This is a genomic window from Streptomyces cavernae, assembly GCF_004023625.1.
GTDB classification, from domain to species: Bacteria; Actinomycetota; Actinomycetes; order Streptomycetales; family Streptomycetaceae; genus Streptomyces; species Streptomyces cavernae.
In genome coordinates this window covers 256,433-275,588 of record NZ_RPDJ01000001.1, presented here as the reverse complement: position 1 = coordinate 275,588, position 19,156 = coordinate 256,433, and the positions used below count along the sequence as shown (strand labels likewise).

The window sequence follows — 19,156 nt, the reverse complement described above, 5'->3', positions numbered from 1 at the left end:
TTTCCCGCCCGGGCATCACCGTGGTGCCGTGCACCGGCCCGGGTGCGGGCCGGTGCACGAGGGTCAGCGGGGCAGGTTCGCCGGTTCGGTGGCCCAGGTGGTGTCGGGCTGTTCCGCCAGGCGGTAGGTGAGCGTTCCGCCGTACAGCGTCAGCCTCCGGTCCACCCAGGAACGTTCACTGGTACGGCCATTGACGCGGACCGACTCGATGTACGGGTGGGTGGCGCCGGCGTCCGGTGCGCTGATGACGATGTCGCCGCGGCCGGGGCGGTCGAGGACGGCGGACCGGAACAGGGGGGCACCCAGCAGCAGGGTGGCACTGCCGGGCGTCTGCGGGTAGAGGCCCAGGGCGGAGAAGACGTACCAGGCCGACATGGTCCCGAGGTCGTCGTTGCCCGGCAGGCCCGCGGGGCCGGTTCCGTAGACGGTGGTGAGGATCTCCCGGACGGTGGCCTGGGTCTTCCACGGCTGCCCGAGGGCGTTGTACAGCCACGGGGCGTGGATGCCCGGCTCGTTGGTGGGGTCGTAGCGCAGGGCGTCGCCGCCCCTCACCGACCAGGAGCCGTCGGGCTTGTGGAAGAAGCCGTCCAGCCGGGTGGCGGCGGTCTCCCGGCCGCCCATCGCCTCGGCCAGCCCCTGGACGTCCTGCGGAACCATCCATGTGTAGGTGGCGCTGGTGCCCTGCGCGAAACCGAGGTCGCTGCCCGGACTGAACGGTGTCACCCAGGAGCCGTCGAGCCTGCGTGCCTGGATGTAGCCCGCGGTCGGCGTGGCGTTCGGGTTGTAGACGTTGCGCCAGTAGCCGGCGCGCTCGCGAAAGGCCGTCGCCTGCTCGTCCCGTCCCAGGAGTTCGGCCCATTCGGCGAGCGCGGAGTCGGCGACGGCGTCCTCCAGGGTCTCGGCCGCGCCGCCCCAGCAGTGGCAGACGTCCTGGGCCGCGTAGTGGGAGCTCAAGTACTGGGCCAGATTGGGGCGTTGGCCCACGCACTGGCCGGGGCAGCCCGCGTCCGAGAGGCCGTCGGGATGGGGGACGGTGGCCTGGCGGACCAGGGAGTCGAAGGCGCCTTCGTAGTCGAAGTTGCGTACGCCCATGGCGTAGAAGGTGGCGAGGGTCGCCGCCGACGGGTCGCCCGTCATGACATGGGTGGCACCGCTGATGTGCACCCACCGGTCCCAGACTCCCCGGTTCTGCCGGGCGAAGTTGTACAGGGACTGCGCGAAGTCTCCCGCAACACGCGGTTTGAGCACGGCCAGCAGCTGGATCTGCGCACGGTACTGGTCCCAGCCGGAGAAGTTGCTGTACTGGGCCCCCTGGCCGCGCTCGACGCGGTGCACCGCGCCGTCCATGCCGTAGTAGCGGCCGTCGGTGTCACTGATCAGGTTCGGCTGCATCAGTGAGTGGTACAGCGCCGTGTAGAAGGCGGTGCGCTGGTCGTCGGTACCGCCGCCGAGACGGACGGAGCGCAGTTCCCGGTCCCAGGCCCGGGTACCGGCCGCCGCGACGTCGTCGACGCTCGCCCGCGGTGCTGTCTCCCGGCGGAGGTTGTTCTCGGCGCCGGCGAGGCTCACATAGGAGATGCCGAGCCGCATGCGGACATCGTTGTCATCACTCGTGTCGAAGCCGACCCAGCCACCGGAGCCGCGTCCCGCGCGGTCCGCGCCGGTGGCGTATCCCTCCCCGCCCGACGCGGAGGTCGAACCCGGTGCGAGCGTGCCGTCCTTCCAGGTGCCGGTCGAGGAGAAGGCGCGGTCGAAGGAGGCGCTGAAGTAGAGCTTGTAGTAGCTCTTGCGGTTGTTGACGCCGCCGTTGGCGCGTCGGCCGCAGAAGGCGCCGGTGAGCACCCAGCCGGTCACCTTGCGACGAGCGGCGTCGATCTCGACGTGGGCGTCCTCACTGCCGTTGAGGGAGTTGGAGACCCGGAACAGGAGATTGGCGGGTTTGTCGCCCGGGAACGTGAAGTCGGCGACGCCGGCCCGCCGGCTGACGGCGAGGTCGGCGGTGGCGCCGGAGTCCAGGCCGAGGGTGTAACGGCCGGGAGTGGCCTTCTCGTTGGCGTGCGAGAAGGTGGAGGCGTAGACCGCGTCCCGGGTGTCGGCCGACGGCGAGGAGGTGACCTCACCGACGAACGGCATGATCGGCACGTCGCCCGCGGCACCTGGGTTGCATCCGGCGCCGTTGACATGGGTGAGGCTGAGGCCGCGGATCCGGGTGGTGTCGTACTGGTAGCCGTTGGCGGCGCCGGTGCTGGTCTGGTCGCCGGTGGTGCTGGTCGGCGACCAGGCGATCATTCCGTACGGGAGGGTGGCCCCGGGGTAGGTGTTGCCACCGTTGCGGGAGCCGATCAGCGGGTCGACGTAGGCGGTGGGACGGTCGACCGGAGCACCGGCCCCCGCTGCGGGCGGTGCGGCCGATAAGCCGAGGACGGTGGACAACAGAACGACGACACCCCGCCGGGTGAGCCGCCGGGTGACGGGCAGCGATCTCAGACGCATGGCACCTTCCGGTTGAGAAGCCGATACCGGGCGCGCGCGATCACGCGCCGCCCCGAGTCGATCAGCGAGCTTAGGAGGCACCTGGGAGGCCGGGAAGCGAGTCGTGCGTCGGGCCGGTGAATGCGCGGTGAACGCGACGCGGTGGCGTCGGCTCCGGCCCGCCGGCACCGGCTCAGGCCCGCTGGCGTCGGCTCAGGCGCGGTGGCATGGGCTCCGGCACGGCGGCACCGGCTCAGGCGCCGTGGCATGAGCTCCGGCGCCGTGGCATGGGCTCCGGCGCGGCGGCACCGGCTCCGGACCCGCCGTCGAGACGGCTTCGGGACCGGACACGGGGACGGCTCGGAACCTGAAGCCGACACAGCTCACGACCCGACGCCCCACGCGGCTCCCGGATCCGACGCCGAGACAGCTCCCGAACCCGGCGCCGAGACAACTCCCGAACACGATCCCGAGACAGTGCCCGAACCCGATCCCGAGACAGCTGACTCCCACCCCACCCGGCCGGGCCGCCGTTCCCGGCCGTGGGCACCCCGTCAGGAGTCGGCGGGCGTCTCCGGGCGCGGTTGCCGGTGGGGGCGCAGCGCGCGGCGTGCGATGGCGAAGCGGTGGGTCTCCGACGGGCCGTCGTAGATGCGGAACGGCCGGACCTCACGGAGCAGGCGGGCCAGTGGGGCGTCGGCGGCCGAGATGCCCAGTGCTCCGCAGATCTGGACCGCGCGGTCGACCACGCGGCCCACCGCCTCCGCCACGAAGGTCTTGGAGACGGAGGTGAGTTGCGCCGCCGCCGCGGAACCGGTGTCCAACTCCCAGGCGGTACGCAGGATCAGGGCACGGCTCGCCTCGATGTCGATCTCGGAGTCGGCCAGCATTTGCTGCACCATGCCGAGGTCTCCCAGTACGGAGCCGAAGGCGGTCCGGCTTCCCGCCCGCTCCAGTGCGACGTCCTGGGCGCGGCGGGCCGCGCCGAGCCAGCGCATGCAGTGCGTCATCCGGGCGGGGCCGAGCCGGACCTGAGCGTTGTCGAAGCCGCGGTCCACCTCGCCCAGCACCTGTTCCTCGCCGACCACGCACTCCTCGAACACGATCTCGCTGTGTCCGGCGAACAGGCTCTCGTCCAGGGTCTCGATGTCGCGGACGATGCGCATGCCCGGGGTGCCGGCGTCGACCAGGAACATCGTGGCCCCGCCGGGGTCACCGGGACTGCCGGAGGTGCGCGCCATGACGATGGCGAAGCCGGCTCCGTTCGCCCCGCTGATGAACCACTTGCGTCCGTCGATGCGCCACCCGCCGGGGACCCGGGTCGCCGTGGTCCGCAGGGAGCGGGGGTCGGCCCCGGCTCCCGGAGCCGGTTCGGTCATCGCGAAACAGGAGCGGCACTCACCGGCGGCGAGTGGGCGCAGATAACGCTCCTTCTGCTGCTCGGTGGCCACCTTCTCCAGCAGGTGCATGTTGCCCTCGTCCGGCGCCGCGCAGTTCAGGGCGAGGGGTCCGAGCAGCGAGTACCCGGCGGCCTCGAACACGACGGCCTGCCCGCGCAGGTCGAGTCCGTGCCCGCCCCACCGGGGTGGCATGTGCGGCACGAACAGGCCTGCGTCGCGGGCGGCCTTCTGCAGGGAGGCGCGCAGTTCGTCGGGTGCGTCGTGGACGGATCCGCCGCAGTCGCGCTCGGCGGGGACGACGACCTCCCGCACGAACTCGGCGGTGAGTTCGGCGAGTCGGGCGACGGGCGGATCGACGTCGAACTGGATGGGCACGGTTCCTCCCGCCAATGGGGCGTACGAACGTAGGGGCGTCGGCGCCCGCTACGCCTAGAAACTGTACAACGTCTTCAGTATCTTCGTATCTTCCTGAGTGACATCGCGCGATGACGGGAGAGGTCACATGGATACCGAGCCGGTCCGGGTCGTCCGCCATCCGGACGGAGTCGTCGAACTCCTGCTGGACGATCCCGGACGGGGCAACGCCCTGGATCTGCGGACCGCCGAGGCGCTGCGGGACGTGACGGCCGAGGTGGCCGCGGACCCGGGCGGCGCGGTCCTGCTGCGGGCGGCGGGCGCCACCTTCTGCGTCGGCGGCGACCTGCGCGCCTTCGCCGGCCGCGGGGCCGAGACCGGCGCGTATGTGCACGCCGTGGCGACCGCCGCGCACGCTGCGGTGCTGTCGCTGTACGAGCTGCCGGTGCCCGTGGTGACCGCGGTACGCGGTGCCGCGGCGGGCGGCGGCATCGGCCTCGCCCTGGTCGGCGACCTGGTGCTGGCCGCGCGGTCGGCGCGGTTCCGCCTCGCTTACACGGCGATCGGACTGACCCCCGACTGTGGGGCGTCCTGGCTGCTCCCGCGCCTGGCCGGGCCCCGGGCGGCGGCCGATCTGATCCTCACCAACCGGGTCCTGACCGGCGCGGACGCCGAACGGTTCGGCCTGGTCTCCCGGGCCGTGGACGACGACGAGCTGGACGGGACTGCGCGGCGCACCGCCGCGGAGCTGGCCGCCGGGGCCGGCGCCGCACTGCGGGCGGCGAAGGGCCTGCTGCGGCGCGACGCCCTGGCCGCCGACGGGCTTCGCCGTCACCTCGCCGAGGAGGCTCGGCTGATCGCGGGCCTCGCGGACGGTGAGGAGGCACAGGCCCGGATGGCCGCGTTCCTGGCCCCGCGGACCCCGGCGGGGGCGGGCGGCGACCGGCGCGCGGACCGGAAACCGGAAAGTGTTTCTTGATGGACTCTTCACTAACAACCCCGCCGGAGCGTAACCTCCGGGCAACACAGCACCGAGGAAGAGGTATGGCGATGCAACCTGCTGCCGTGGCCGGAACGGACGCTCTCGACGAGTCCCTCACCGAAGCCGTCGTCGACCTCGTCCTGCGGGGCATGTGGCGCGGCAGGCCCGAGTCCGAGCACCGTCCCCTGGTCGAGGCCGGGCTGGCGATGGTGAAGGGCCCGATGGTGCTGCCGACCGAGCGCGCCCGGACGGCCGCCGCCCAGATCCTGCGGATCGCCCCCGGTTCCGCCGAGGAGCAGCGGATCACCGCGGTCTACGAGGCGTTCCTGCCGGTCAACCGGAGGATCCGCGAGGTGTGCACGGCGTGGCAGTGCCGCCCCGACGGCACAGCCAACGACCACTCCGACAGTGTCTACGACGCCGAGGTGCGCGAGTCGCTGGAGGACGTGCACGAGGCCATCCAGCCGGTGCTGCGCAGGCTCGAACGCGAACTCGCGGGCAGCGGACGGTACATGACGGCCCTCGAGGAGGCCCTCGACCGGTTCGACGAGGGCGCGGTGGAGTGGCTCGCCTCGCCGCTGTGCGACTCGTACCACACGGTGTGGATGCGGCTGCACCAGGAGCTGCTGCTGGTGCTGGGAGTCAGCCGGGCCGAGGACGAGGCCCTCGAGGAGGAACTGGTCCGAAGGAGCCGGGGTTGAGCGTCACCGACCGCCGGGCAGACGCGCTCGACGCGCAGGAAGCCCTCCCCGTAGCCGACGTGCTCCCGAGAGCCGACATGCTCCCCGAAGATGTGCTTTCCGAGTCCGAGGCGCGGCCCGAAGCCGATGTGCTCCCGGAGGCGGAGCTGCAGCCCGAAGCCGGCATGCTCTCGAAGGCCGGCATGCTCCCCGAAGCCGACGTGCGCCCCGAAGCCGACACGCTTCCCCGGGCGCAGGGCCCCGGCCGCGCTCTGGTCCCCTACGGCCAGGGGCGGATCCGCGGGCTGGAGGCCGCGGATCTGGGCACGCACGGCGTCGCCATGGACCGGCTGGTGGCGCTCGGGCTGCCGGTGGTGCCAGGACTCAGCGTGCCGGTCGGTTCGGCCGCCGCACTGTGCGAGCCGGAGAACGCCCGCGCCGCCCTGGAACTCGTGGAGCAGTTGTCGGGACGGCGGATCGGCGACGGGGGCAGGCCGCTGCTGCTGCGGTTGTCGGCAAGCGCGCCGGCCGACGTGGCGGGGCTGCCGCCCGACCTCGCCTGCCTCGGCGTCACCCCGGCCGGGGCCGCCGGCCTGTGTGCCGTCATCGGCGGCGAGGAGGCGCTGTACGAGGTGTGGGCGGCTACGATCCGCATGATCGCCGAGTACGCCCTCGACGTTCCCGGTCCCGACCTCGACGACGTCCTTCTCGACGCCCCGGATCACCGGGCCCGCGTCGACGCGCTGCTGTCGGCGGTGGCCCGGCACACCGCGCGGCCGTACCCGGAGGACCCGGCCGAGCAGCTCGCGCTGGCCGCCCGGGCGATGCTGGGACGGTGGGCCTCGCCCCGGGCCAGACGGGCCCGCAAGGCACAGCGGCTCCCCGCGGATCTCGGCATCGCACTGCACGTACAGGCGCTGCGCATCGGACCGGCGGACCGCTCCGGCTACGGCACTGCCGTGAGCCGGGACCCCGAGAGCGGCCGGTTCTCCCCGCAGGGCTCCTTCTTCCGCGGGGTACGCCGCAGCTCGCCGCCGCCGCTCACCGGCGAACCGCTGGACCGGCTGGGCGGTGGCACCGCGCTGCTGGAGCACGCGATGCTCACCCTCGAACGCCATCTGCACTCGCCCGTCTCGGTCGACTTCGAGGTGCGCGACGGCGAGATCGCGCTGCTGGCCGCCGCTGCACAGAGCCGCCCGCCGCTGCGCGCCTCGGTGTGCCTGGCCGCGGATCTGGCCGGCGACGGGACCCTGTCCCCGCAGGAGGCGGTCCGCCGCATCGGCCCCGACCAGGTGCAGGAACTGCTGCACGCGCGGCTGAGGTTGACCGGTGCGGAGGATCTCCTCGTCCGAGGGCTGCCCGCTTCTCCCGGGGCCGCCGCCGGAAGCGTGGTGCTGTCCGCCGAACGCGCCCTCGAACTCGCCGCGGACGGCACGCCCGTCGTCCTGGTGGCCCAGGAGACCACACCGGCCGATGTCCCCGGGATGCTGGCCGCCGCCGCGGTGCTCACGGGCAGCGGTGGTATCGCCTCGCACGCCGCGGTGGTGGCGCGGGGCGCCGGGATCCCCGCGGTGTGCGGCGCCGAGTCGCTGCGCGTCCTCCCGGCCGAGGGCACGGTGCGGATCGGGGACCGGGTGCTGCGTGAAGGCGACCCGGTGTCGCTCGACGGCCGCACCGGCACCGTCTACGCCGGGACGCTGCCGGTCACCGTCGCCGGTCCGCCCCCGGAACTGTCCACCGTGCTGGGGTGGGCGGACGACCTGCGACGGCTGGGTGTGCGGGTCAACGCCGACACGGCGGCGGAGGTGAACACTGCGGTGGCCCTGGGCGCGGAGGGGGTCGGTCTGTGCCGCACCGAGCACCAGTTCCTCGGGGAGCGGCTGCCGCTGATCCGGCGGGTGATCCTCGCCGCCGACCCGGACGCCCGGACCGAGGCCTTGCTGGCGCTGGAACGCGCCCAGCACGAGGACTTCCGGGATCTGTTGACGGCCGTCGGCGACCGCCCGGTCACCGTACGGCTGCTGGACGCGCCGCTGCACGAGTTCCTGCCCGCCCCCGGGGAGGCCGAGGACGCCGCGGCCGAACAGCGGGCCGCCGCGCTGCGGGAGGCCAACCCCATGCTCGGGCTGCGCGGGGTGCGGCTGGCCCTGCTGCACGAGCGGCTCTACCCGGCGCAGGCCGAGGCGCTCTTCGCGGCCTGGGTGGAGGTCGCGGCCACCGGTGTGCGGCCCGAGCTGGAGGTGATGATCCCGCTCGTCAGTCTCCCGGAGGAGCTGGCCGTCGCGGCGGCTCATGTGCGCGGGGCCGCCGAGGCGGTCGCGGCCCGCACCGGCGTCGAGGTCCCGTACCGCCTCGGCACGATGATCGAGACGCCCCGTGCGGCGCTGCTGGCCGCGGAACTCGCCGAGCACGCCGAGTTCTTCTCGTTCGGCACCAACGACCTCACCCAGCTCACCTACGGTTTCTCCCGCGACGACGTGGAGCGCCAGGTGCTCGCCGTGTACCGGGACCGCGGACTGCTGGCGGCCAGCCCGTTCGCCCGGCTCGATCCGCACGGGGTGGGCGCGCTGGTCGCCCTGGCGGCGGAGCGGGCCCGGAGCGTACGGCCGGACATCAAGCTCGGGGTGTGCGGTGAGCACGGCGGGGACCCGGAGTCGATCGCCTTCTGCGACGGCCTCGGCCTCGACTACGTCTCCTGCTCCGCGCACCGCGTGCCGGTCGCCCGGATGGCGGCCGCGCACAGCGCGCTGGGCGCGGGACGGGACGACAGCGGGCGGAACGGGAGCGGAAGCAACGGGAGCAGCGGGAGCGGGAGCGCACGATGACGAGCACCATGACCGATCCCGTGGGTGGGGCGTCCGGTACGGGCATGGCCCTGTCGGACACCGAACGGGACGATCTGCGCGAGACCGTACGGTCGGTGTGCGCGGACGCCGGTGGCACGACGGCCGTGCGGGGGCTGGACGAGTACTCCCCCTGTGTCGACGCCGCGTTGTGGGACACCCTGGGCAGGCAGGTCGGTCTGGCCGCGCTCGGGCTGCCGGAGGCCGTCGGGGGCATCGGGTCCCTGGCGGAGATCGCCCTGGTCTGCGAGGAGTTGGGCAGGACGCTCGCGCCGGTGCCCCTGCTGTCCTCGACCGTGCTGGCCGGACAGGTGCTGGCGGGCTGCGGCACCGCGGACGAGGCGCTGGCGGAGCTGGCCGGCGGCACGGTGCACGCCCTCGCGATCGCGTCACCCGACGGCGCCTGGCGCCCGGACGCCGTACCGGTGGCCGTCACCGGGCGCGACGGCGCTCCCGTACTGGACGGAACCGCGCCCTTCGTCCTCGACGGTGCGGACGCCGCGGCGCTGGTGGTCGCGGCCGGCGGAGCCGACGGAGTGGATCTCTTTCTCGTCGACCCGGGCGATCCGGGGGTGACGGTCCGCCGGGTGCCCACCCTGGACCTCAGTCGCGGCCAGGCCGTGGTCGCCTTCTCCGGTGCGCGGGCCCGGGCGCTGACCGCCGGGGGTGCGGGGGCGGACGTCGTCACCCGGGCCCTGGACGTGGCCCTGGTGGCCCTGGCCGCCGAACAACTCGGTGGTGCGCAGGCCGCGTTGGACATGACCGTGGCGCACGTACGGGACCGGACCCAGTTCGGCAGGTCCATCGGCAGTTTCCAGGCGGTCAAGCACACCTGTGCCGACATGCTGCTCCAGGTCGAGGGCGCCCGGTCGGCGGTGGTGCGGGCGGTCCGGGCGGCCGGTTCCCCCGGGGCGCTGGCCGAGGCCGCCGCGGTGGCTCAGGCGTGGTGCGGCGAGGCGTTCGTGTTCGTAGCCGCGGAGTGCGTGCAGTTGCACGGCGGCATGGGCTTCACCTGGGAGCACGACGCACATCTGTACTTCCGGCGCGCCCAGTCCGACGCCGTGCTGCTGGGCGGTGCCGCGCACCACCGGGAGCGGCTGGCCGGGCTGCTCGGCTGGTGAGGCCGGCCGCGGTCGTGGCACGACACCCGGCCGTACGGACGAGCCTGCGCAAGACCACACGAAGACCGTGCGGAAGAAGGCGGACGGCATGACCACCGGAACCAACAGGTCCACCGCAACCAACAGGGCCATCGCAACCGACACGGCCGCCGTGGCCACGGAAGCCACCGGCGCCGGTTCGGCCGCCGGGGCCACCAGACTCGTCGACGACGGTCTGTTCGCGGACGTGGCCCCACCGCGCCTCGCGGGCGCGCGGTGCTCCGGCTGCGGCACCGTCGTCTTCCCCCGGCAGGAGTCGTGTCCCCAGTGCTCGGGCGGAACCATGACCGCGCACGTGCTGCCGGTCCGGGGGCGGGTGTGGTCGTGGACGCTGCAGGCCTTCCCGCCCAAGCCGCCGTACCGCCCGCCGGCCGAGGGCTACCGGCCGTACCACGTGGGCTATGTGGACCTGGGTGAGGTGCTGGTCGAGGCGCGCCTGGAGGTTCCGCGGGCGGACATACGGATCGGGCTCGAGGTCCGCCTCATCACGGTGCCCGCCTATCTCGACGAGGACGGAACCCAGGTGCTGACCTTCGCATTCGAGCCGGACCCGGAAGGAGAGCGATGACCAGGGCCCGCTCCGACGAGGTCTACGTGGTCGGTTGCGGCATGCATCCGTTCGGCCGCGACGAGACCGTGACCGGAATGGACATGGCGGAGCGCGCGGTGCGCGAGGCGCTCCGGGACGCCGGTGTCGCCTGGGCGGACATCGGCTACGCGGCCGGCGGGTCGGACGTGTCCGGCAAGCCCGACACCATGGTGGGCCGGCTGGGACTGACCGGCGTGCCGTTCGTCAATGTGCAGAACGGCTGCGCGACCGGGGCGTCCACGGTGCTCGCGGTGGCCAACGCGCTGCGCGCCGGCGAAGCCGCGCTGGGCCTGGCCGTGGGCTTCGACAAGCACGGACGGGGCGCGTTCAACGCCTCTCCCGCCCGCTACGGACTGGGCGACTGGTACGCCGAGACCGGCATGATGCTCACGACCCAGTTCTTCGCCCTGAAGACCCGGCGCTATCTGCACGAGCACGGAATCTCGGAGCGGGCGCTGGCGATGGCGGCGGCGCGGGCCTTCCGCAACGGCTCCGAACATCCGATGGCCTGGCGTCGCAAACCGCTGACGGTGCAGGAGATCCTCGACTCGGCCGAGGTCAGCCCGCCGCTCACGCAGTACATGTTCTGCTCTCCGGGTCAGGGGGCGGTGGCGCTGGTGCTGGCGCTCGGCGACCGTGCCTTCGACCTGTGCGAAAGGCCGGTCAGGCTGGCGTCGGTGGCGTTGCGCACCCGGCGGTTCGGCTCGTTCGAGGTGTTCGCGCCCTGGCTGCCCCCGGGGCCGCACCGCAGCCCGACCGTCGACGCTGCCGAGGCCGTCTTCCGCGCCGCGGACGTGCGTCCTGCGGACGTCCAGGTGGCGCAGGTGCAGGACACCGACAGCGGGTCGGAGCTGATCCATCTGGCGGAGACCGGGCTGTGCGGCCACGGCGAGCAGGAGGAACTGCTGGCCGCCGGGGAGACGGATCCCACGGGCCGGCTGCCGGTGAACACCGACGGCGGGTGCCTGGCGGGCGGCGAGCCCGTCGGCGCCTCAGGGCTGCGCCAGTTCCACGAGGTCGTACGGCAGTTGCAGGGGCGCGCACCCGGGGCGCAGGTCCCGGGGGGTCCCCGGGTCGGATTCACTCATGTGTACGGGGCACCCGGGATCAGCGCGTGCTCGGTGCTGACCGTGTAACTCCCTTCGAAAGGTGGCGGACCCGTGGTGGAGTACAGCGGCAGAACCGCTCTGGTCACCGGTGGCGCCCGCGGACTGGGCGCCGAGATCTGCCGGCAGTTGGCCGACCGGGGCCTGCGGGTCCTGGTGGCGGCCCGGCGTCGGGAGGCGGCCGAGGAGGTCTGCCGCCGCATGGGTCCGGCGGCGGTGCCGCTGAGCCTGGACGTGGCCTCGGCCGACAGCGTCACCGCGGCGGTGGACGAGGCCCTGGAGCGCTTCGGCACCATCGACGTCCTGGTGAACAACGCCGGCGTGAGCATCGACGGCCCACGAACGGCCCTGGACTTCGACGAGGACAGCCTGCGCGTCACGCTGGACACCAATCTGGTGGGCGCTTGGCGGCTGGCCGGGGCCGTCGTCCCCGGCATGGTGCGGGGCGGTTACGGCCGGGTGGTGAACGTCAGCAGTTCCTACGGCTCGCTGACCCTGACGGACTCCGGCCGTCACCCCTCGTACCGGGTCTCCAAGGCGGGCCTCAACGTCGTGACCCGTATGCTCGCGGCCGAACTCGCCGGCACGGGCGTCCTGGTCAACTCCGCCGATCCGGGCTGGACGCGGACCGGCATGGGCGGCCCGTCCGCTCCGCGCGGACCGGAAGTGGGCGCCGACACGCCGGTCTGGCTGGCGACGCTCCCCGAGGGTGACACCACGACGGGCGGCCTGTTCGCCGAGCGCAAGCCGCTGCCGTGGTGAGGGGACGCCGCGCACGGCTCCCCGTCGCGCTCGCAGGAGAGCGGTGCGTGATCTGTTTCGCGGGCGGCGCGCTGGACGAGGATGGCACCTGAGTCCGGGGATCTCCTTCCCGGTCCGGAGGAGCCCGTCGTCGCGGGCCGTGGAGTGAGGAAGACCGTGATCTCCGTAGTCGTCATGCCTGAGCCGGATGTGCCGCTTCAGCTGCGCCAGGTCGAGCTGCCCGAACTCGAGCCGGGCGGTGTTCTGTTGCAGACCCTGGGCAGTGAGGTGTGCGGAACGGACGCCCACTTGTGGAAGGGGCAGCTCGCGGGGGTGCCCTATCCGATCATTCCCGGCCATGTGAGCGTCGGCCGGATCGCCGCCATCGGTGCCGGCGGGGACGGACCGCGGGACGTGTCGGGTGCCCCGCTGCGGGTGGGGCAGACCGTGACGTTCCTCGATGTCTACGGCACCTGCGGGCGCTGCTGGTACTGCACGGTGGCGCACGCCACCACCCGCTGTCCGGAGCGCAGGGTCTACGGAGTCACCCTGTCCGCCGACGACGGGCTGTTCGGCGGCTGGGCCGAGTACATCCATCTGAAGCCGGGCGTGCATGTGATCCCGCTGCCCGAGGAACTCGACTGGCGTGCCTTCCTCTCCGGCGGCTGCGGTATGCCGACGGCCCTGCACGCGGTGACCCTCGGGGAGATCGCGTTCGGTGACACGGTGGTGGTTCAGGGCGCGGGTCCGGTGGGTCTGTGCGCCGCGGTGCTCGCCCAACTGCGGGGCGCGGGATCGGTGGTCGTGGTGGGCGGCCCCGACGTGCGGCTGCGGGCGGCCTCCCGCTTCGGGGCCGACGCCGTGATCGACATCGGCGACACCACCCCGGAGGAGCGCCGGGAGACCATCCTCGCGATGACCGGCGGTCGCGGCGCGGACGTGACGATCGAGGCGACCGGTGTGCCGGGCGCCGTCCCCGAGGGCATGCGCTTCACCCGGGACGCCGGACGGTACGTCGTCGTCGGGCAGTACACCGACGCCGGCCCGGCCACGTTCAATCCGCACCTCGACCTCAACCAGAAGCACTTGGACGTCCGCGGCTGCTGGGGCAGCGACGTCGGACATCTGTACCGGGCGGTGCGGGTGATGGCCCGCTACCGGCAGCAGTTCCCGTGGACGGACCTCATCAGCAGGGAGTACTCGCTGGCGGAGGCGCAGTCCGCGCTGGAGGACGTGGCCCGGCAGAGGGTCGTCAAGGCGCTCATCGTGCCCTGACCCGCCTATATCAGGTCGTCCGCGCGAAGCGGTCAAACATCGCCGAAAACGACGACTGCCTCAATCGGGGCCGTCATGCTCGGTACCGACACAGGCCCTGGCGGGTCGGGCCTCCGGCCGGGCGGAGTGGGCCGGACGGGTGAGCCGGCCCTGCCCAGCGCTCCACGAACGCCCCGCGGCCCGGCGTCGTGCGCGCTCACGGTCTCGTCGAACCGATGGGGGGGAACGGATGCGGCAGATGTCCGGGGCGCCATTTCTGGGCAGGACCGAGGAACTGACCAGGATGGGCATCCGGCTGGACAGAGCGGCCCGCGGCGAGCCCCAGGTCCTCGTCATCGAAGGAAGCGCCGGAATGGGGAAGACCTCGCTGATCCGGCAATTCCTCGGCGACAGAAGCCGGGACTGCCGCGTGGTGGCGGCCAGCGGCGACGAACTCGAGACGGAACTGGCCTACGGAGTCCTCGCGCAGCTGATGCACCACCTTCCCGAGGCGCCCGGTCCGGCGCTGCCGGAGCCGACGCGCGCTGCTTCGCCGGGCACCGCCGCGCTGGACCCTGTTTCCGTGGGGGCCACGTTCCTGGATGCCCTGGGCCGGTTCCAGGACGGCAACCCGGTGGTCGTGGTGATCGACGACATTCACTGGGCGGACACGCCCTCTCTCCATGCGCTCACCTTCGTCCTGAGACGCTTGCGTGTGGACCGGGTCCTGACCGTACTGGCGACGAGGGATGCGGCTGATCCCAGGCTGCCACAGGGACTTCACCGGCTGATCCATGACGACACCACGCTCAGGCTGACACTCGAAGGCCTCGGGGTGCCTGAGCTGACGGAACTGAACGCGGCGCTCGGACCCGCGCCGCTGCCCCGCCGGACCATCTCCAGACTCCGGGACCACACGCACGGAAACCCATTGCACACCAAGGCCTTGCTTCAGCAGTTCCCGGCCGACGTACTCAGCGGCCACGCCGTTCTGCCGGCGCCCCGTAGATACGAGCGGATCATCGCGGAGCAGCTGGGCGCGTGCGACAGCGGCACACGACGCCTCGTACAAGCCGCCAGTGTCCTCGGCATGTCCAGCCCTCTTCATCTGGCGGCGGAGGTGGGCGCCGTGCCCGAGCCGCTGACGGCGCTCACCCGGGCGATGGCGTGCGAACTGCTGGACGAAGGCCCGGCGGGGGCCCCGCCCCAGGTGGTCTTCCCCCATCCGCTCCTGCGCGCGGCCGTCTACCGCGGGCTGGAGCCGGCTGAGCGCTCACGTCTCCACCACCTGGCCGCCGGCCTCATGGACGACCCCTGGGTCACACTGCAACACCGGGTCCACGCCGCCGTCGGACCGGAGGAAGAACTCGCGCAGGATCTTGCCGTGTTTGCCGCGCACCAGTCCGAGAAGGGGGCCTGGTCGGTGGCGGCGTCCGCCTCGATGGCCGCCGCCCGCCTGTCGACCGAGCCCGGCGGGCACGCGCGGTGGCTGCTTCGAGCGGTCGAGTACCTCCTGCTCGCCGGAGACGTCAGCCAGGCCGCCGAACTGGAACAGACCATCCGCTCGATGGTGCCCGACGCCGAACAGCATTACGTACTGGGGCATCTGGCCCTCACCGCCGGCCGACTCGACGACGCCCGCCGAGAACTCACCGCCTGCTGGGACACCTGTGATGTGACCACGGAAACAGAGACACTCCGCAAGGCCGCGGAGCAGCTGGCCTGGCTGTGCCTCATCCAGGGCGACGCACCGCGCATCATCCACTGGGCCGAGCGCGGGCTCGCCCTGCCACCGGGCGAGCGGTCGTCCTTTCTGCGCGACGCCCTCGCCATCGGACTGGCGATCTCAGGCGCGTACGAGAAGGGCATGCGGTCCCTCTCCCATCTGCCGCCCGCGGGGCCGCGGGACATTCCGGAGCGGTTGGACGGCCTTCTCGCCCGCGGCATGCTGCGGCTGTGGAACGGACAGCTGCGCGAGGCCCGCCGGGACCTCAAAGAGACGTTCGACTCCCACCGACGTGGCGGACTGCCCTACGCGGCTCTCGTGGCCCTGGGCTTCCTCACCGACGCCGCGTACCGGGCCGGGCAGTGGGACGAAGCCATCTCCCACGGCACCCACGCCGTGTCCCTGGCCGAGGACACCGACCAGATCTCCATCCTCGCCGTGGTGCACGCCGTCACGGCGTTCCCCCTCGCCGGCCGGGGCGACTTCCGGGCCGCCGAAGCACACGCCAGATCGGCGGCCGAACACGCCCGCGTACTCGGAGACGTCAATGATTCGGCTTTCGCGGCCACCGCACTCGCCCTGGTGCACACCGCCCGCGGGGACCACGAGAGAGTGATCGAGGAACTGAGCCCCTTACTGAGTCCGGAGATCGTCCACCGCTCCGGCATCGAGGAGGCCGGGCTCGTCGCCTGGCGCCCGCTGCTCGCCGAAGCCCTGACGCGCACCGGCCGGACGGAGGAAGCCCACGCGGTGCTCGCCCCGTACGAGAGCCGCGCGGCCGAGCGGAGCCGCTGGCTCGAGCAGGCGGCGGCCGCGCGCTGTCGCGGGCTGCTGGAGGAAGCCCGCGGCCACCCGGAGGCCGCCGAGCAGGCGTTCCAAGACGGACTGCGGCACTGCGCACAGGGAGAGAGCTGCTGGGAAGAGGCACTCCTGCGCCTGTCCTACGGCACCTTCCTGCGCCGCTCCGGCCGGCGCAGGAACGCGGCGGCCGAGCTCGAAGCCGCGCAAAGCACCTTCCTCCGCCTGCAAGCCACGCCGTATCTGGAGAGGTGTGACAGGGAACTGACGGCCTGCGGACGCGTGGCGGTACGCCCGCGGACCACCCGGCATCCGGTGCTGACCGCACAGGAACTCACCGTCGCCAGGCTCGCCGTACGGGGACTGACGAACCAGCAGATCGCCCGCGAACTCCTGCTCAGCGTGAAGACCATCGAGTACCACCTCGGCAACACCTACGCCAAACTCGGTATCGCCTCACGCATGGGCCTGATCGACAAGCTCACCCCGGAAACCTGACGTCGCTCCCCAGGGATCTCCCCAGGGCCGTCCCCGGGGTGCTCGGAGCTGCGCTTCCGTAGCGTTCCCACCACCAAGGCCGCTGCCGGGAACCTCGCGGCACCCGGTGAAGAGCCGACATCGAACGGCGGGTCAGCCGTTCACCATGCACGATCGATCGGGGGAAAGAATTGCGTGCCCTTGCGTTTTCCTCACGCCTCTTCTGCGCTGTGATGCTCGCTCCGGCGCTGATGGCGATCGGGGCCTGTTCGGGGAAGGAAACGTCAGCTGCGGATCCGGTGAACCCTGTCACCCGGCGGGACTCCGGCTCGGGAAGGACGACAACATCGGGCGGGGTTTCCTTGAGCACCCCACCGCGCGTGGTGGGCAGTTGGTGCGGGGGAACGGACCGGGAGCCGCACTGGACCTACATTTTCGGCAGCGACGGACAGTACCTCCGGCGCAGTGTGAACGGACGCGGGGATTCGGGGCTCGCACGCTTCGACGGTGCGCAGATGACGCTGATCGTCAACGGCCGGCCCGTCATCTCCTACCCGTGGTCCATGTACTCCGACCCGACCCTCGGTGACCTGCTGTACATCGACGGCTTCAGCTACGTACGGGGGAAGTGCTCGTGAAGCGGCGGCCTCGCACCCCGCTCCTCGCGGTCGCTGCGCTGCTGCTGGTCTCCGGCCTCACCTCCTGCTCGCAGCCCCGGCCCGACCGGTCGGGGACCACGCCGCCCGGCTCATCGACGAGGGCCGCGACAGCCCGGGACCTGGTCGGGGCCTGGGAGAGCGCGCAGCAGGGCAGCAACACCACGCTCGCGTACCGGTTCACCGCCGAGGGGAAGTACAAGTACGTCGGACTGATCTCCTATCCCATGGGCGAAAAGGGGATCTACGAACTCACCCACCTTGCCGAGGGCACCTTCCGGGCCTTGGGAAGCGACCTCACCCTCAGGCCCAGTTCCGCCAGTGTGACCAGGAAGAACCCCGAGAACCCGGCGGGAGACCACGTGAACAGACCGGTCCCTCTGGAAACCCAGCGGTACCGGTGGAAAATCGTGGACCAAGAACTCTCCCTCACCGCGGACGACGGACCGCGGTTGGTCTTCAAGTGGGTGTCGGAATGACGAGCCCCACGCCCACGGGCCCCGCCGGCTCCGGTCCGTCCCGGCGGCAGCGGTTCAGTCCGCGTACCCGGGTCCAGTTCGGCCTGATAGCCGCGATCGTGGCGGCGACTCTGCTGGCCACCTGGCAGTTCAAGAAGGCCGGTGACACATATCAGGACGCGGTCGCCGAGGAACTCAGGCTGCAGGCAGCGGTTCAGGAGGAGGCCCGGCACGTCTACGCCGACGAAGCACCTCTCGCGTACCGGGTGGCGGCCGCCTCGACGCGGGCCGCGGCGCTCGAGGCGCTCAAGGACGACGGCCGGCTCGCGGCATCCGAGTACTTCGTCGCCGAACAGGAGGCGGTCAGCCTTCGGCACAGTGCCGAGCCCGGGAGCATCATCGGCAACGACCGGTACCTGGATGACGACCAGGGCTACGACATCCCTCGTCGCCTCGCCGACCAGGAGGAACGGACTCCTGCCGGCCACCGCCTCGCTCCCGACCGGACGATGCGGCAGGGCGACAGCTGGGCGGCCTGGGGGCGTGCCTCCTTGGCCGCGGCCGGCGCGGCGGTCCTTGCGGCGATGGTCGCAGCGAGTGTTCTGCGCCCCGAGGCCTGGCGCAGTGCACCGGCCGCCGGCCGGGCGCGCCGCACCCTCCGGGGCATCGACCCCATACCGCAGCCGGCGACCGCCTCGTCCGAACTCCGACGCGGCACACAACTGCACCTGGCCGTGGCGGTACTGCTGTTCCTGCTGCCCTTGCTGCAGTTGGCGGCCGCCTCGAACGAGCAACGGGCGCAGGCCGAAGCGTCACGACATGCGCTCCGGCTCGGAGCCGCCATCGTGGCCAGCGGACAACGAGAGGCCTTTCTGGCGCAGGCCGTCACGGCGTCCAGCGTGGCCGACATCCATGCGGCGGCCCGGGAAGCCTCGGTCCTGTACCAAAAGGACGCTCCCGCCGTACGACACGAACGAGCCGTGGCCGCCGCCGAGACTCGCCATGCTTCCCTGCTGCGTCGGATGGCGGAGTACATGGGCCGAGCGCCGAGCGTCACCGACGGCGTCTCCTCCGCGGCGGTGGTCGCTCTGCGCGCCCGCCCTGAGGACTGGCCCGGGATGCGGGCCGAGCAGGGTCGGCAGAAGGACCTGGCGGACGCAGCCGGTGATCGCGGTTTGTACCTCGCCGCGGCCACGGGCCTGGCGGTGGTCGCGGAGATGCTGGCAGCGGCCTTCCTGGCATCCGGACGACTGTCCAGGCTGGGCTGGCCGGCAGGGACCGCCACGGCCTCGCTCGTCATCACGGTCTTGACCATGGTGTAACCGTGCCGCCCGGGACGTCGTCCCGCGGACACGCCCCCGCCCCACCTGCGGTGGCCGCGTGCTCGCGGACGTCCCGGTCACGGCACGACCAGCGGGTGTTCCGCTAGTGTCCTGCGCCGGAAGTTCCTAGGCAGTTTT

14 protein-coding genes are annotated in these 19,156 nt (G+C 72.3%); 12 read left to right on the top strand and 2 right to left on the bottom strand.

From position 1 onward, the window contains the following. Positions 1-63 precede the first annotated feature (63 nt). Together EF387_RS11155 and EF387_RS11150 are read right to left on the bottom strand one after the other, a co-directional pair. Positions 64-2,493: a GH92 family glycosyl hydrolase gene (locus EF387_RS11155; RefSeq protein ID WP_128376365.1), complete on the bottom strand. Its 2,430-nt coding sequence runs from the start codon at positions 2,491-2,493 to the stop codon at positions 64-66. 533 nt (positions 2,494-3,026) lie between these two features. After that, positions 3,027-4,247, bottom strand: coding sequence for an acyl-CoA dehydrogenase family protein (locus EF387_RS11150; RefSeq protein ID WP_128376364.1), 1,221 nt, complete (start codon positions 4,245-4,247; stop codon positions 3,027-3,029). A 127-nt stretch (positions 4,248-4,374) separates the two neighbouring features. On the opposite strand from EF387_RS11150, the gene EF387_RS11145 reads away from it, so the two are divergent. The 12 genes from EF387_RS11145 (at position 4,375) to EF387_RS11085 (ending at position 19,018) form a co-directional block, all read left to right on the top strand. Further along, the gene (locus tag EF387_RS11145; RefSeq protein WP_128376363.1) at positions 4,375-5,205 is read left to right on the top strand and encodes an enoyl-CoA hydratase/isomerase family protein; all 831 of its coding nucleotides are present in this window, start codon (positions 4,375-4,377) and stop codon (positions 5,203-5,205) included. A 65-nt stretch (positions 5,206-5,270) separates the two neighbouring features. Beyond that, positions 5,271-5,909 (top strand): hypothetical protein, encoded by a 639-nt coding sequence (locus EF387_RS11140; RefSeq protein ID WP_238431444.1) that lies wholly within the window; start codon positions 5,271-5,273, stop codon positions 5,907-5,909. After that, the gene (locus EF387_RS11130; protein WP_238431443.1) at positions 5,906-8,713 is read left to right on the top strand and encodes a putative PEP-binding protein; all 2,808 of its coding nucleotides are present in this window, start codon (positions 5,906-5,908) and stop codon (positions 8,711-8,713) included. The genes EF387_RS11140 and EF387_RS11130 overlap by 4 nt, the downstream gene beginning before the upstream one ends. After that, positions 8,710-9,852, top strand: a complete 1,143-nt coding sequence (locus EF387_RS11125) for an acyl-CoA dehydrogenase family protein (RefSeq protein ID WP_128376360.1) — start codon at positions 8,710-8,712, stop codon at positions 9,850-9,852. The genes EF387_RS11130 and EF387_RS11125 overlap by 4 nt, the downstream gene beginning before the upstream one ends. Positions 9,853-9,940: 88 nt before the next feature. Continuing rightward, positions 9,941-10,459 carry a Zn-ribbon domain-containing OB-fold protein gene (locus tag EF387_RS11120; RefSeq protein WP_128376359.1) on the top strand — a complete coding sequence of 173 codons (519 nt, stop codon included), beginning with the start codon at positions 9,941-9,943 and terminating at the stop codon, positions 10,457-10,459. Beyond that, positions 10,456-11,616, top strand: coding sequence for a thiolase family protein (locus tag EF387_RS11115; protein WP_128376358.1), 1,161 nt, complete (start codon positions 10,456-10,458; stop codon positions 11,614-11,616). Before EF387_RS11120 ends, EF387_RS11115 begins: the two co-directional genes overlap by 4 nt. A gap of 24 nt (positions 11,617-11,640) precedes the next feature. Further along, positions 11,641-12,348, top strand: a complete 708-nt coding sequence (locus EF387_RS11110; RefSeq protein ID WP_202918201.1) for an SDR family NAD(P)-dependent oxidoreductase — start codon at positions 11,641-11,643, stop codon at positions 12,346-12,348. A gap of 174 nt (positions 12,349-12,522) precedes the next feature. Continuing rightward, the gene (locus EF387_RS11105) at positions 12,523-13,602 is read left to right on the top strand and encodes a zinc-binding dehydrogenase (protein WP_202918200.1); all 1,080 of its coding nucleotides are present in this window, start codon (positions 12,523-12,525) and stop codon (positions 13,600-13,602) included. 238 nt (positions 13,603-13,840) lie between these two features. Then, a complete protein-coding gene (locus EF387_RS11100; protein WP_238431442.1) occupies positions 13,841-16,603 on the top strand; it encodes an ATP-binding protein in 2,763 nt (920 codons plus the stop codon). 341 nt (positions 16,604-16,944) lie between these two features. Then, positions 16,945-17,220 (top strand): hypothetical protein, encoded by a 276-nt coding sequence (locus EF387_RS11095; protein ID WP_128376355.1) that lies wholly within the window; start codon positions 16,945-16,947, stop codon positions 17,218-17,220. Next, the gene (locus EF387_RS11090; RefSeq protein WP_128376354.1) at positions 17,217-17,717 is read left to right on the top strand and encodes a hypothetical protein; all 501 of its coding nucleotides are present in this window, start codon (positions 17,217-17,219) and stop codon (positions 17,715-17,717) included. Before EF387_RS11095 ends, EF387_RS11090 begins: the two co-directional genes overlap by 4 nt. Then, the gene (locus EF387_RS11085) at positions 17,714-19,018 is read left to right on the top strand and encodes a hypothetical protein (RefSeq protein WP_128376353.1); all 1,305 of its coding nucleotides are present in this window, start codon (positions 17,714-17,716) and stop codon (positions 19,016-19,018) included. The genes EF387_RS11090 and EF387_RS11085 overlap by 4 nt, the downstream gene beginning before the upstream one ends. Positions 19,019-19,156 lie beyond the last annotated feature (138 nt).

What these genes read in the sequence shown, in the direction of transcription:
- EF387_RS11105 (WP_202918200.1), top strand. Translation starts at nt 12,523, where the DNA reads ATGCCTGAGCCGGATGTGCCGCTTCAGCTGCGCCAGGTCGAGCTGCCC.
- EF387_RS11140 (WP_238431444.1), top strand. Translation starts at nt 5,271, where the DNA reads ATGGCGATGCAACCTGCTGCCGTGGCCGGAACGGACGCTCTCGACGAG.
- EF387_RS11155 (WP_128376365.1), bottom strand. Translation starts at nt 2,493, where the DNA reads ATGCGTCTGAGATCGCTGCCCGTCACCCGGCGGCTCACCCGGCGGGGT.
- EF387_RS11145 (WP_128376363.1), top strand. Translation starts at nt 4,375, where the DNA reads ATGGATACCGAGCCGGTCCGGGTCGTCCGCCATCCGGACGGAGTCGTC.
- EF387_RS11120 (WP_128376359.1), top strand. Translation starts at nt 9,941, where the DNA reads ATGACCACCGGAACCAACAGGTCCACCGCAACCAACAGGGCCATCGCA.
- EF387_RS11085 (WP_128376353.1), top strand. Translation starts at nt 17,714, where the DNA reads ATGACGAGCCCCACGCCCACGGGCCCCGCCGGCTCCGGTCCGTCCCGG.
- EF387_RS11125 (WP_128376360.1), top strand. Translation starts at nt 8,710, where the DNA reads ATGACGAGCACCATGACCGATCCCGTGGGTGGGGCGTCCGGTACGGGC.
- EF387_RS11115 (WP_128376358.1), top strand. Translation starts at nt 10,456, where the DNA reads ATGACCAGGGCCCGCTCCGACGAGGTCTACGTGGTCGGTTGCGGCATG.
- EF387_RS11100 (WP_238431442.1), top strand. Translation starts at nt 13,841, where the DNA reads ATGTCCGGGGCGCCATTTCTGGGCAGGACCGAGGAACTGACCAGGATG.